Source organism: Candidatus Zixiibacteriota bacterium, from assembly GCA_018820315.1.
GTDB lineage: Bacteria > Zixibacteria > MSB-5A5 > JAABVY01 > JAHJOQ01 > JAHJOQ01.
This window is the reverse complement of the sequence record JAHJOQ010000030.1, coordinates 1-13,722: the sequence shown is the minus strand read 5'-3', so window position 1 is coordinate 13,722 and position 13,722 is coordinate 1. Positions and strand designations below refer to the sequence as shown.

Annotated in this window: 11 protein-coding genes; 4 read left to right on the top strand and 7 right to left on the bottom strand. The window is 50.9% G+C overall.

Going from position 1 to position 13,722, the window contains the following annotated elements:
* Window positions 1-5 precede the first annotated feature (5 nt).
* The 4 genes from KKH67_02750 to KKH67_02735 are packed head-to-tail and all read right to left on the bottom strand — an operon-like array spanning window position 6 to window position 5,622.
* Entirely contained in the window at window positions 6-866 is an 861-nt protein-coding gene (locus KKH67_02750; protein ID MBU1318095.1) for a CPBP family intramembrane metalloprotease, read from the bottom strand.
* Between the two features lie 36 nt (window positions 867-902).
* On the bottom strand, window positions 903-2,249 hold the full coding sequence (locus tag KKH67_02745; GenBank protein MBU1318094.1) for a sigma-54 dependent transcriptional regulator: 1,347 nt from the start codon (window positions 2,247-2,249) through the stop codon (window positions 903-905).
* A gap of 2 nt (window positions 2,250-2,251) precedes the next feature.
* Entirely contained in the window at window positions 2,252-3,925 is a 1,674-nt protein-coding gene (locus KKH67_02740; protein ID MBU1318093.1) for a HAMP domain-containing protein, read from the bottom strand.
* Entirely contained in the window at window positions 3,922-5,622 is a 1,701-nt protein-coding gene (locus tag KKH67_02735) for a hypothetical protein (protein ID MBU1318092.1), read from the bottom strand. Before KKH67_02735 ends, KKH67_02740 begins: the two co-directional genes overlap by 4 nt.
* 152 nt (window positions 5,623-5,774) lie before the next feature.
* Here KKH67_02735 and KKH67_02730 point away from each other — a divergent pair, with 152 nt between their 5' ends.
* Complete coding sequence (locus KKH67_02730) at window positions 5,775-6,239, top strand: ACT domain-containing protein (protein ID MBU1318091.1); 465 nt, start codon at window positions 5,775-5,777, stop codon at window positions 6,237-6,239.
* Between the two features lie 5 nt (window positions 6,240-6,244).
* Here KKH67_02730 and KKH67_02725 read toward each other — a convergent pair whose 3' ends face one another.
* Together KKH67_02725 and rtcA are read right to left on the bottom strand one after the other, a co-directional pair.
* A complete protein-coding gene (locus KKH67_02725) occupies window positions 6,245-7,642 on the bottom strand; it encodes an MATE family efflux transporter (GenBank protein ID MBU1318090.1) in 1,398 nt (465 codons plus the stop codon).
* Window positions 7,643-7,716: 74 nt separating this feature from the next.
* Entirely contained in the window at window positions 7,717-8,772 is a 1,056-nt protein-coding gene (gene rtcA / locus KKH67_02720) for an RNA 3'-phosphate cyclase (protein ID MBU1318089.1), read from the bottom strand.
* Between the two features lie 158 nt (window positions 8,773-8,930).
* Between rtcA and KKH67_02715 the strand changes: the two genes are divergently transcribed.
* Together KKH67_02715 and KKH67_02710 are read left to right on the top strand one after the other, a co-directional pair.
* Entirely contained in the window at window positions 8,931-10,301 is a 1,371-nt protein-coding gene (locus KKH67_02715) for a dipeptidase (GenBank protein MBU1318088.1), read from the top strand.
* A 4-nt stretch (window positions 10,302-10,305) separates the two neighbouring features.
* Window positions 10,306-11,097 (top strand): SDR family oxidoreductase, encoded by a 792-nt coding sequence (locus tag KKH67_02710; protein MBU1318087.1) that lies wholly within the window; start codon window positions 10,306-10,308, stop codon window positions 11,095-11,097.
* Window positions 11,098-11,167: 70 nt separating this feature from the next.
* On the opposite strand, the gene KKH67_02705 is transcribed toward KKH67_02710, so the two are convergent.
* Window positions 11,168-12,871: an electron transfer flavoprotein-ubiquinone oxidoreductase gene (locus KKH67_02705; GenBank protein ID MBU1318086.1), complete on the bottom strand. Its 1,704-nt coding sequence runs from the start codon at window positions 12,869-12,871 to the stop codon at window positions 11,168-11,170.
* 399 nt (window positions 12,872-13,270) lie between these two features.
* Here KKH67_02705 and KKH67_02700 point away from each other — a divergent pair.
* The coding region (locus tag KKH67_02700; protein ID MBU1318085.1) for a hypothetical protein at window positions 13,271-13,722 on the top strand (452 nt) is incomplete at its 3' end.

Below are 13,722 nucleotides of genomic sequence, written 5' to 3'. Positions count from 1 at the left end.
ATATCCTATATCGTATCAACCGGCTCATTCGTCAATGCAATTGTACCAGAATCTTCATCGGTCGGAGAACTGCCATCACTTTTCCGCCTCGCGATAATGAGCGTGCCTCCAATCGCCGCAATCAAGCCTGGAACGAATATATACCATGGGGTCGTCTCAGTCAAACTGGTATAATCTACAGCACGGATGCTATTAAGCGTTGCGAGCGCCAACAGGTTATTCCCAAAATGCGCGAGCGCACCCGCCCAAAAAGTACCGATTTTGTACGACACTATTCCAAAAAAGGTTCCGAGAATCAAAAGTGGACCGAATGACCAGGGGTTCAGGTGGATTGTCGCAAATACGAGAGAAGTCAGCCCGATGCCTGCAATCGGCCCAAAACGCACTATCAGTGCCGGTTGCACGATTCCGCGAAACACGAGCTCCTCAGCAACTGCGGGGACAAGGGCAATAAGAAAAACTACCCAGATAAACTCCGGGACAGTGTCCGCCATCATCAACGTTACCAGCGAGTCGAGGATGATCTTCGGTATGGGATAGACCGAGTGAGCCACTTCGACAAGCGGGGTGACTGCAGCTGCCCAGCCAAGTCCTGCAATGGGTATGAGGAGTATCAAGCGCAGGTCCGCAAGTCGTCTGATCCTGCCCACACCGGCCGATCGCAGTTTCAGTACGTGAACAATGACAGCCGCGGGCAGAAAGTACACGCATAGTTCCATGATGAGTGCAGCCACTCTCTGGTGCAAAAAGAACGAAAGGGCGGAGAGGACTAAAATCCCAAGGAAAAACAACGCTACGGCCAGCAGGACGGCTTGCCACCACTCCAGAGCCTTCTGCTCATAGCTGATTTCACCGTTGTGGATCATGTGACCCTGCTGGTAGATTGTGATCGAAGCCTAAAACTAATGGTTCTGATCCCGCTTCAACCCCAGAGCACTCATCTTTTTGTATAAGTGGCTTCTTTCGAGGCCAAGACGGGCAGCAGCATCGGTCATGTTGCCCCCGACTTCTTTGATGACTCTCTGAATGAATTCCGACTCAAATTCTTCGGTGGCCTCTTTGAGTTTGGTGCTGGTCGATCGTATGCGTATTGATGCACCCTGAGCATCCTTCACGTCATCAGCACTTATGTTGGAGAAATCATTTCCGATCAGGATGCGCTCTACAAGATTTGCCAGCTCGCGGACATTGCCCGGGTAATCGAATTTCATGAGGGATTTCATTGCATCCTTGCTTGTATTAATATCCTTCCTGCCGTACTCACTGCAGATATTCGATACGAAATGCTCGACTAAGAGCGGGATATCATCCTTGCGAAATCTCAGGGGCGGGATGTCGATTGGATAGACATTCAGCCTGAAAAACAAATCCTCTCTGAACTTCTCATCGGCGATCATTCCTTCAAGATTCCTGTTGGTTGCGGAGATGATCCTCACATCAACACTGACAGACCCACCGCCGAGTATTTCCACTTCACCATCTTCGATCACGCGAAGGAGTTTTGCCTGAGTCCTGAGATTCATATCACCGATCTCATCAAGAAACAGAGTGCCCCCGTCAGCCTTCTCGAATCTTCCTACTCTGGCGTTGACAGCGCCTGTAAATGCACCCTTTCGGTGGCCAAATAGTTCAGACTCAATCAGCTCATCCGGTACAGCAGCACAGTTGATAGCCACAAAAGGCATTCTCGAACGATTGCTCTTAATGTGAATGAGCCTGGCTACAATCTCCTTGCCTGTACCACTTTCCCCGCGGATCAGTATTCGCGCATTTGATGTCGCCGCAGACTGAATCCTCGATTGAACATCACGAATAGCGTCGCTCGCACCGATAAGTTCGTACTTCTTTTCGACTGCCTTTCTGAGCTCAACGTTCTCTTTCTTCAGAGACAGGAAGTGAATCGCATTTTCTATCGTGACAAGAACTTTTTCAAGTGAGAGCGGCTTTTCGAGGAAATCAAACGCCCCGAGTTTGACAGCGGAAACAGCCGTCCCGATTGTAGAGTGCCCCGACATCATAATTATAGCCTGATCCGGATAGTCCTTCTTGAATTGCTGCAGAAGCTTGACGCCGTCACCATCCGGCAGCCACACATCGAGCAGCAGGACATCAAAGCTGCCGTCATTTGCGCCAACAGCATCGGCGAAGTCCGCTGCAGTCTCGACAGTGTACCCCTCGCGGCCCAATGGCCCTGAAAGCGATTTGAGGATATTCGGCTCGTCATCGACTATGAGAATCCTTTTGCTCATAACTACCTTTCCACCAACGGCAGGACGATTATGAAGCGCGATCCATTGGGGTCGCGTTTCTCGAATCGAATCCGACCGCCGTGGTCAAAAGCGATCCTGTACGCTATAACAAGTCCAAGGCCGGTCCCATCTTTCTTTGTCGTAAAGTGCGGCGTGAATAACTTCTGCACAGCCTCGTCGGAAACACCCGGCCCGTTGTCCTCGACACACACCCGGGCAATGCGGCTCCCCTCTTCGAGAACAACATCGACTATTCCATTTTCACCCGCCGCTTCAAAACCGTTCTTGACAAGATTGACAAGCGCCTGAGAAAACAGATCCGCGTCTAATGCGACAGAGACCACGTTCTGAGGGAACTTGACTCTCAGCTTCTCTGCTCTGATCTTCTCTCCATATATTCTCAGCGCGTCCGCGATCACCGGGCGGATGTCCCGATTCAGCAATTCAGGCGCAGGAAGACGAGCGAACTGCGAAAATTCATCGGTCAGGCGTGTCAGCCTTGCAATTTCGCTCCCTATCGTCTCCACTGCTCCATTCAATATCTCTTCAAACTCCGGTGATTTTAAATCATAGCTCCTTTTGAGGTCTTCGACAGAGAGCCGTATCGGCGTGAGCGGATTCTTGATTTCATGTGCCACCTTGCGTGCCATCTGTTTCCATGCAGCTACTTTCTCGGTCTGGATCAGCTTCTCCTGAGACACTTTCAGCCTGTCATACATTGAATTGAAGCCTTCGACAAGCGTGCCCAGTTCATCTTTGGCGAACCAAATGATCCTCTGCTCAAACTTCCCGCGGGAGATATCTTCGGCGGCCCGAACGAGTTCATTGACCGGGACTGTGAGGTGGCGTGAGCTGAAATATCCTATCACTCCGGAAAGAACAATGCCGGCAAGAGCAACGAGCCCATAGAGCCACAGGCTGTGCGCGAGCAGTCTCTCGACATTCGATTCCGGTTTCTCAAACCCAACTAATATGTCACTCGATCCGTCAATGCTGGTGAAGGCAACGGTCCCGCTCAGACTTAGATCGCGATCAGTTCTATCCAGACCTGATCCATGTAATCTCCCGTCAATGAGGAGTGCGAATGCACACCCGGTGACACTTTTCAAGTGCGATAGGTAATTCGAATCCAGTACCTTTCCGCCCTGCAGGTACGCGATTAGATTCCCCCTGTAGTAGATGCCTCTGGATGCGATCATGCATGCTTCAGTATCACCCGCCACATCGAGAGCTGCAAGCCCGCCGCCGCCAGATTTGGCAGAAGTCGTATCAAGCAGAGGGCGATCTATGCCCAGCCCGAAGTCGGAGTAATCTCCCGATCTCGCGAGAAGAATCGAGTCGGGTGATATCAATTCAATATATTTGAGGCCAAGCAGCTCACAGTGGCTCGTCGCTTTTTCGATCAGCGCAAGCTGGTCAATTCGCTCGGAAGCATCCTTCTGAAGGAGGAGCCTTGTCCATTCGAGATCTTCCGAAATCACGCCAATATCCGAAACCACCGCACGCTGCAGATCAGCAATATCGGAACTGACTGCTTGCCTGACATTCTCCAGGTCTTTCGCCTGCATCCTCTCAAGTTCATGATGCGTGAAAACGAACAGAACCGCAACAATCAACCCTATAGGCACAGCGGCTGCAACAAGAGAGAACAGGGTGTACCTGGTGCCGATTTTCATTGTTGCTCGACTTCGATTCGTCTCAAATCAATGATGCCGGACTCACCGAACTCCACAGAGAGTACTCGGGGCGACACAGCGAGATACCTGACCGGGCGATACAGCCAGACTCCGGAGGGCGCATGAAGGTGCGACGCGACTATCCGCCGCTGCATGTTTCGTCCGGCGACCGAATTGTCAAAGCAGGAAGTATAGTACCGCTCGAAGAGTTCATCCAGTTCAGTGGTGTGGTACAATGACCGATTCCACTGCAGATTTTCGACTCCTCCGTGGAAGTAGGACTGATACAGGAGCTGAGCATCTAACCCCGCCGGATTATCGAGTCTGGCCAGCATCAGATCAAATGAACGAAAGATATCATTCACTTTCGAAGTATCCGAGGTGAATGGAGTAGTGTATATGGTCAGATGAATATTCTCGCGCTCGAGTGTTCCTCGAATGAACTCTGCAGTTCTGACAAGTGCCACATCATCAGCGTCGGTCAGCAAGAGCGACATAAATTCCGGAAGATCATCAATCTGCTGAAGAAGCTTCCTGCCCTTCCGTCTGTCGTACGAAAAAGTAGCCGTCAGACTGCTGTCGCAAGCCAGAGCGGACACGTTTATCGGACTTACCATACGATCGAGAGGGACGCGGCATAGCGACTCAATGTCGATGAGATAATTCAGTGCCGTCGCGAAAAGATTGTTGGAGAAATATGGTTTCTGATTGTTCACGCTCAGGAATGCTGCGGCATCAAGTTTGTGAGATATGATCTCATAACTGTCCTCGAATTTCCTTACATCGAATGGGGCGATCTCCAATATATCCACCTCACCCAATTCAAAAGCGAGCTTGGCATCGTCGTATGAATCGTGCGCATCGTAAAAAATCGTGTCGATCGCATTGAGATCGTAATAGGTAGGGCGTTTCACGAGTGTTAGAGTCGATGCAGTGATATCAGAGATTTCATACGCACCAGCACCAAATCCGTATCTCTCAGCTATACCTCCGGTATCCGTCATGTCGACAGCGTAGAATCCTGGGGAATCTATGAACGAGAGCCGTCTGCCACAACGGCTGGCAAAATTGGTTTCGAATGTGAACTCATTCGTCCTCGCCACCACCAGGGTGTCATTGATGTGCCTGAAATGCTCGATCCATACTGAAAACGGATCCCAGTTCGAGCAGAGTCTTCTGAGCGATTCCCCGATCGCATCCGCTCGAAGAACTTTTCCGTTCGAGAACCGCACCTCTGCCTCGGGCCAAAGGAACCAGACGGAATTGCCGCTTTCATCCTCCAACAAGCTGTCTACTGTTTCTCCGAGGTGTGTGTACACCGCCTCTCGAAAATCCCAATCATTCCAGGTGACAGGCGTTTCATCAGTCGATACTGGAAGCTTGGTGACCGCCAGTTTGACGGATGTTCCGGTTCGTTCGGTATCCGGCAACCGGACCTCCGTCAGCCAAACCGTATCTCCAACAACAATCTGTTCGTAAATGAATGCAGCAGGCTCAATGCGGCAGAGATCATCTCCAATCCACGTAAGAGGCACATGAGGTGTGCTCAGGTTATTCGGTAGCCTGCTGACCATCCAGTTTCCCGTGAGACCTTCGAGATGTCCCATAGATAAGTAGATTCGTCCGTCCACTTTGTGCACGACCGAGGCCGGACGCATGTTACCGGTAAGGTCGGCATATAGACCGCTCACCAGCATAAATACGACCCCTACTCCCAAAAGAACGGTCGAACCGCTAATACGCAGAGATGTCATGTTGTTATTTAAGCGATCTCTTTTTTCGATGTCAATTCAAAAAGAAATTGACATCAATACACCAACGTCTTACCCTAACAAGAAAAGGAGATCCTATGCCTGATGTTCACTTGACTACCATATGCGATGTTGCAGAGGTCGTTATTCACAACGTGCCTGACAGTCCTGGCATTGCAGCAGACATATTCGGGGCTCTGGGAGCGCGAGGATACAATGTCGAGTTAGTGATTTCGAGTCCCGGCAAGCACAATCGTGCCAATATTGCATTCGCATTGAGAGAGAAGGATGTCGACGCAGCAATCCAGCTCCTCAACGATATGAAGAGCACACTTCAGTTCGACGACATATCTTCACGCTCCGACATAGCCATCCTCACTGTTTCCTGGCACATGCTGTCAGGCCAGCCCGGATCGGGAGGAAGATTGTTTTCGGCTCTATCGAAGGCAGGCATTAACATCGAGGCGATCTCGACGTCCCTCTCCTCGATAAGTTGTGTGGTGAAAGTCTCTCAGATTGATGAGGCCGCCACGGCACTCAGGGCTGAGTTCGGCATCGACTGAGCGTCTCATGCCGGGGCAGTCGTCTTGACACGATAATGCAGCCAGGTCTTTCTGTGATAGTAGACGATGAAAGCCGCTGTAGCGATTACATGCGCAGCCGTTACGGCTAACCAGACCCCGGTCTCGTTCATGCCGGCCATCCAGGCCAATCCCCAGATAAGCGGAATCTCCAGAAGCCAGTTTGCAGCTATGCCGAAGAGCATTGGGGGCAGATTCTTACCTGCACCGCAGAACACCTGCTCAATAGTGATAAAGATCCCGACAAACGGAAATGAAAAGGCGATGATTCTCAGAAAGACTACTCCCGCATGGTGAACCTGCGCCGATTGTCCGCCTGCTGACGAGTCAAAGAACATTCGCATCAGCAAATCTGCTCCAAAGAAACAGACTGCCCCGAAGGCAGTCATGACTACCGTGGAGAGCCAGATCGACTGCTTTGATGTCTTCCATGCGCGTTCGTGATTCTCAGCACCCAGAATCTGACCGATAAGCGCAGAGATACCGAGCCCGAGCCCGACAACCACCATAATGCCAAACGCGGAAATCCTGTTTCCAACCCCATAAGCTGCGACAATCTCTGTACCGTAATAGCCTACGAACCACATTAGGACCGAGCGAGAGAGTGAAAAAGATACCGCGCTTATCCCCGAAGGCGCTCCGATTCGCATAATCTTGAACATAGTGTTGATTCCAAGCCGAATCTTTCCGACCAGGTGCAATTTCACATTAAAGACACCTCCGCAAAACAGCGCAAGTCCGGCAATCACTGAGAATGCGTAGCCGATTATGGAAGCCCACGCAGCTCCGGCAACTCCAAGTTCAGGGAATATCCACCATCCGAAGATAAGCACTGGATCGAGAATCATATTCAGAGCGATTGAGGTCAGCATCAGTGTCATTGCCCATTTCGGATTGCCTATTCCCCGCAAGGCTGTGTAAACTGTGAACGCACAGAAGGGAAACACCATGGCATAGAGCTGGATACGTCCGTATTCGAGTGCCATCCGAAGCACGCTGCCTTCAGCCCCAAGCAGTGTCAGAACAGGCTCCAGAATCAGCAGGCCGATGGCGCCGAATCCGACTGCAAGGATAGCTTTGAGAATGAATGTCTCCTTAATTGAGACCTCAGTGGCGTCAATATTTCCCGATCCGAAATTCTGTGAAATGATAGAGACACTTCCAGTACCGGCGATCATGTTCACAGATGATATCACCCAGAAGAACGCAAAGAAGAATGTGATTGCGGCGGGTGGGTCTACACCGAGTCTCGCAAGCCAGAACATATCGATGATGTCGTATACATTTGCGGCACCAAACCCAATCATGGAAGGCAGACCCATCCTGAATATGCTCCTCAGGACTGAGCCCTCGACATGGCCTTTGTACTTGACGGGTTCCGACATAGAAATGACGCCTGTCGTTAGAATCAGATTACGACATGTCTTCAGTCCGACTGCACGTCAGACTGGATACAAGCCTACTTATTGGGTTCGACAGTGATATACCCGGGGAATCCCACTTGGCCTTTGATCTCGACCTTAAAGTCGAAGAACTTCTTTATTACCCAGAGATTGGTGATGAGGTGAGTGGTCAGAGCAGAGACATCAAGCTTGAATTTGCGCCGCGCCAGGCACAGATAGGGCAATATCTGATCAGCGAGGTGACTGCCGATACAAACATCTTTACCGATAAAATCTATGAACTGCATTGCTGCTTCTTCAGCGACTATCTCAGCAGGCTTGCCCTTCTCGCCCAGAACCGAGAATCCCGCGATAATTTTCTCGAATTCTGCTGTCAGAAAGAGGATTGTCCCTTTGCCGGATGATCGGACCTCTTTGCTGACAATATTCGCTCCATAGCCGGCTTCCTTGAGAATCTGATGCGCACGTTTCCGCTGGCGCTCCGCTATCGAAAACTGCAGGTTTGAAACAGCCGATAGACCAGTCAATCTGACAAACTTCCCTCTGTCAGTGTAGTCGTGAAGTTTTATTCCCTTGGCTGACTGTATCGAGCAGGATATTTCCCCCCCACCTTCAGGATACCATCCCCAACGTGATATCTTCATCTGCGAGTGAAGGCCAATCATCGCCAATGAAGGCAAGAACACCTGTTTTAGATATGTGGCTGGGGGACTCCATGGGACGTGTGTTCCGCCCTTTACCTTGATCTGCGACTCACCACCGGCGAAGAAGAGCGGCAGGAGAAGGGTCTGTATGACGAGGGTGGCGCTCCCAGCAGATCTCCTCCCTTCAGCTATGTCGAAAGTGTACTTGCCCGGTTTGACCTTTTGGGGATGGAACTGCAGACTCTCCGATTTGATCTTGTCCCCCTGCACCTCGGCACCGCAGATTCTCTTGCAAGCCTTGACCGCAGTTAAATGCTGCGGCATAAGGCCGGGGGTCCGGCGGCTCTTTCGGATATTGACTATCTCTATCGGACGGCAGAGATGAGTTGCGAGCGACAGGCTTGTTCTGAGGATTTGCCCTCCGCCTTCTCCGAAGCTTCCATCTATTCTGATCATTTCTGCAGCCATAAGTTTCCGATTTTACGAACATTTACGTCTTTCTGCAAGAAAAATGTTGTGCACCGAAGAGTCGTGGAGACAGATACCTAACATCCCCCTCTGTTTCAAAATGTGTTGACAGACGCACCAAATTTCCATAAGGTAGGCCATTCACACAAGGAGTCGTAATGAAGGAACACGAGGAGTATATCAGTCAGAATATCAAGCGCTTCGATAACACGTTAGTTGAGTTTCTCCAAATACCATCAGTTTCGGCTCAGCCGGAGCACAAGAAAGATATTCGTGCGGCATGCGAGTTTCTTCGCAATTACTTATCCAGGATTGGTTTCTCACCACGAATTATAGAGACCCCGGGCCACCCGATCCTGTATGCCGAGCACCTGAAGGCTGGGGGGAAACCGACAGCGCTGATTTACGGACATTATGATGTTCAGCCTGTCGATCCGATCCACTTGTGGGACTCTCCGCCGTTCATCCCGGTCATCAAGGACGGCATTATCTACGCTAGAGGCGCTGCCGATGACAAGGGACAGTTAATGGCACATGTCCACGCTCTCGAGACGTTCATGCACAACGGAGGCGAACTGCCGATCAATGTGAAACTCGTATTTGAAGGCGAGGAAGAGATTGCATCGCTGCATCTTGATGAGTTCATCGAGAAGAATCAGGAAATGTTGAAGTCGGATTTGGCGATTATTTCAGATACAGCTCAATTCGGAAAGGACATGCCTGCGCTTACTTACGGGCTGCGAGGCATCGCTCCGTGCGAGGTCAAAGTCATCGGACCCAATCGCGATCTCCATTCCGGATCATACGGGGGCGCGGTCGCTAATCCGATAACTGTCCTCTGCAGCATGATTGCCAAGCTCCATGATAACGATAATCGCATTGCAGTTGATGGTTTCTACGATGACGTGATGCCGATACAGGACTGGGAGCGAGAGGAATTTGCGAAGCTGCCATTCGATGAGATGGCTTACAAGCGCGACCTGGAAGTCAATGAACTCCTGGGAGAGAAAGGATATACGACGCTTGAGCGGAAGTGGGCGAGACCGACGCTCGACTGCAATGGCATCTTCGGCGGATATATGGGAGAAGGTCAGAAGACTGTTTTGCCGTCGTGGGCAGGCTGCAAGATCACTATGAGGCTCGTTCCGAAGATGGACCCCGTGAAAGTCTGTGATCTGCTGGAGGCATATCTGAAACAAATCGCACCACCTTCTGTCAGAGTCGAGGTGACCAAAGTCAGCGGCGCACCAGCGGCAATAGTATCCAGAGACAATCCCATAATGCAGGCGGCCGAAAAGGCTCTCGAATACGGATTCGGTAGGAAGCCATTCTGGATCAGAGAGGGAGGATCTATTCCAACCGTCAATACGTTCAAGGAACTTCTCGGCGTCGACACTATCCTGCTCGGCCTCTGCCAGCCGGATTGCAACGCTCATTCTCCGAATGAATTTTTCGGACTCGATGATTTCCATCGCGGCATCCGCAGCGCAGTGGTGCTATACAAAGAACTCTCAGAAATGAAGGTGTGAGTCTATGGATCTCGGGCTTGACAAAAAAACAGCTCTGGTCACGGCGGCGTCAAAGGGTCTGGGCAAGGCAATCGCCACCGAACTCGCCAGGGAAGGATGCCGTGTTGCGATCTGCGCCAGGAATATGGACGAACTGAAGCGTACCGCAGACAACATCAGTACAATGACAGGTTCCGAAGTGCTTCCCATCAAGGCAGATGTCACCAGCAAGAAGCAGATCGAGTCTATGGTACAGAGTGTCGAAAAGGCATTCAGTCACATCGATATTCTCATTTGCAATGCAGGTGGACCACCGCTTGGAACATTCGACAAACTTGACGACTCTGACTTCAGATGGGCCGTAGATCAGAATCTTATGTCGACCATCAATCTCTGCCGCCTGGCGTTGCCGGGGATGAAAAGCCGCAAATGGGGCAGGATTATTAATCTGACTTCGATCTCTGCGAAGCAGCCTCTCGACAATCTCATGCTCTCAAACACCGCACGCGCGGGAGTGCTCGGATTCTCAAAGACTCTTGCCAATGAGGTCGCAGCCAGTAGGATCACGGTCAACTGCATTTGCCCCGGGTATACGTTGACCGATCGCCTTAAGAACTTCGCTAAAGAGCTGTCCAAGAAGTCTAAGGTGTCTGTGGCTCAAATCTATGCCTCGTGGCAACGTTCGATCCCGGCCAACAGACTTGCCGAACCGGAAAAGGTGGCTTTTGCCGTAGCTTTTCTGGCATCTGAGCGCGCCGCCTACATAACTGGTTCAGCCATTCAGGTGGACGGCGGTTTTATTAAGAGTCTCTTCTAGAGAATTTTCAAGACAAGTAAGGCGCGAACTCACATGAGATCGCGCCATTTTCTTTGAAGCCGGATGACAGCTACATGTCCGAGTAATTCGGTCCACCACCGCCTTCCGGAACTACCCACGTAATGATAGCGTAGGGATCCGCTATATCGCAAGTCTTGCAATGCACACAGTTCGACGGATTCAGTTTGAGTTTTGGCTTACCGATCTCATCCTCTTCCATCTCATAGACATTTGCCGGGCAGAAATGCTGGCAGGGATTGCCGTATTCAAAAGTGCACTTGTCATTGCATGTATCGAAATCAGCGATGACAAGATGAGACGGCTGATCTTCCTCATGCTTGGTGCCGGAGTAATATACGCTGTCGAGCTTATTCCATGTCAGCTTCCCGTCGTGAGCGATACGATCTCGCTTCGGATCAACGGCATCGACATCAAAGAACTCGCGCACTTTCTTCATGTGCTTGTAGTCCTCGACGATTTCATACTTCTCTTTCGTGCCTTTGCCACCTGTTACCATCTGAAGCCCCGTGTGCAGGAAACCGCTGAACAGGCCATCTTCGTACGCCTGATGGAAGTTCCTGACTTTCCACAACTCCTGCTTCGCCCATGACTCCTGAAACCGCTTATCGTAAGCTCCCAGTTGCTTCTCACTGTAATCATCCGCCAACAGAGCTTCAAATGTCGTCTCTGCAGCCATGATGCCAGACTTGATTGCCAGGTGAATTCCCTTGAGCCTCTGTGAATTCAGGTAACCGGCGGAATCGCCGACAATCAGAAATCCATCCCCGTACATTTTCGGCATAGAGTAGTAGCCTCCTTCGGGAATGGCTTTAGCTCCGTATCGCAGCATTTTGCCACCATCGAGAATTGATTTCACCATCGGATGCGTTTTGAATTTCGAGAAGAGATTATGTGGATCGGTCAGCGGATTTCGATAATTGAGACCGACAACAAGACCTATCGAAAGCAGATTTTCGCTCATGGTATAGATGAACCCGCCGCCGAAGGTGCGAGAATCGAGCGGATACCCGAGCGTGTGAATGATCGTGCCCTTCGTGAATCTTCCCTCGGGAATCTCCCACACTTCTTTCACGCCTGTAACATAAGATTGTGGATTCTTGCCTTTATCGAGATGCAACTTGTTTACATGCGCTTTTGTCAAAGAACCGCGCACGCCCTCTGCCAGCACAGTGACCTTAGCCTGAATATCCGTGCCCAATTCGAAATTCTCACGCGGATTGCCCTCTTTATCGCGTCCTTTGTCATCCGTGCGTACACCTATCACACGATCGCCGTCATAGAGAATCTCCGCGCCACCTGCTCCGGTGAGAATGTCTACCTCTTTTTCCTCTACCCTCTCTCCAAGCCACGCCGTCAGACGATTGAGCGAGACGATATTGAATCCATGGTTGTGCATGTCCTTGGGCAGCCATGGAACCGCGAACCGACTAGTCTCACTGAGGTAGTACAGCGTGTCATCCTCAACTTTTTTCTCGAGTGGCGCACCCCTCTCGATGTAATCCGGAATCAGCTCCTCGATACCTTTCGGATCCATGACTGCACCAGACAGCGAATGCGCGCCGACATGCGCGCCCTTCTCGATGACAGCAATCATGATTTCCGAGAGATCCTTCTCAGCAGTCGTATCTCCTGCTTGTCGATTCTCTTCATGGCTGTCTATAAGTTCCTTCAGCCGGTAGGCACACGCCAGTCCGGCAGGACCAGCGCCAACAACGAGAACATCAATTTCAAGAACTTCACGCTCAGTATCCATGTATCACCTCTGCTATCGCATGTTGTCACCTTCTATTACGTTGAGCGAACGCGATTCTGTGGTCAGGTGTTATGTGAATTGCTTCACAAGTTGGCGCGCTCAACCGGTTGAATGATATTGTATTGGTTTGCTGATGTCAACTGAAAATGGCAGGATGCAATGGGTGCTTCAGGAGAAATGCAACTCCACACTTGACAGTATCGACCGCGATCCATTACATTGGGAACGTCCTGTTCAATGCGAACAGCCAATATGGCTGGATTGATCTGGGCAAAGGAGGCAAAATCGTATAACTCACTTGGCGCACGTTTGAGCTAACCAAACGGGACTCTTGGTGCCGTCGATAAACTCACTGATCGGTTCAACGTGAGCTGATTGCTGAAACAAAGGGGAACTCGAATGTCATTCAGAACAAAAGTCGTATTCTCATCTATATTGCTGGCATCGACGCTATCAATCTTCCGGTTTGAGGCGATCGGAGAAAGCCGCGTCCGCGTTCCACTGAAAGAAACGACCTCACGGCATTTCATCGGCGACGAGGCGGTTTCCACTGCCCCTGGCATAGGACCATCGAGATCATCTCCCGCGCCATATCCGCCCGGTGACACTATCGGCTGCACGTATTATGAATTCCAGCAGAATGGCTCGATGGGACGCCAAATCGCATGGTCAAGCGCGAACAATCGGATTCATTTTGTTTGGTCAAGGTGGTCAACCGATCATGGTCCCCGGACAGTTCGCTACAACTCGCGTGCTGACGAAGGAACAGGAACATGGGCATGGAGCAGTGGCCTCTCAGGCGGCAAAGACATCTCAGAAATCGGTGGCGGCTATGCCAACTGCGATGTCAG

What these genes read in the sequence shown, in the direction of transcription:
- KKH67_02750 (MBU1318095.1), bottom strand. Translation starts at nt 866, where the DNA reads ATGATCCACAACGGTGAAATCAGCTATGAGCAGAAGGCTCTGGAGTGG.
- KKH67_02745 (MBU1318094.1), bottom strand. Translation starts at nt 2,249, where the DNA reads ATGAGCAAAAGGATTCTCATAGTCGATGACGAGCCGAATATCCTCAAA.
- KKH67_02740 (MBU1318093.1), bottom strand. Translation starts at nt 3,925, where the DNA reads ATGAAAATCGGCACCAGGTACACCCTGTTCTCTCTTGTTGCAGCCGCT.
- KKH67_02735 (MBU1318092.1), bottom strand. Translation starts at nt 5,622, where the DNA reads ATGCTGGTGAGCGGTCTATATGCCGACCTTACCGGTAACATGCGTCCG.
- KKH67_02730 (MBU1318091.1), top strand. Translation starts at nt 5,775, where the DNA reads ATGCCTGATGTTCACTTGACTACCATATGCGATGTTGCAGAGGTCGTT.
- KKH67_02725 (MBU1318090.1), bottom strand. Translation starts at nt 7,642, where the DNA reads ATGTCGGAACCCGTCAAGTACAAAGGCCATGTCGAGGGCTCAGTCCTG.
- rtcA (MBU1318089.1), bottom strand. Translation starts at nt 8,772, where the DNA reads ATGGCTGCAGAAATGATCAGAATAGATGGAAGCTTCGGAGAAGGCGGA.
- KKH67_02715 (MBU1318088.1), top strand. Translation starts at nt 8,931, where the DNA reads ATGAAGGAACACGAGGAGTATATCAGTCAGAATATCAAGCGCTTCGAT.
- KKH67_02710 (MBU1318087.1), top strand. Translation starts at nt 10,306, where the DNA reads ATGGATCTCGGGCTTGACAAAAAAACAGCTCTGGTCACGGCGGCGTCA.
- KKH67_02705 (MBU1318086.1), bottom strand. Translation starts at nt 12,871, where the DNA reads ATGGATACTGAGCGTGAAGTTCTTGAAATTGATGTTCTCGTTGTTGGC.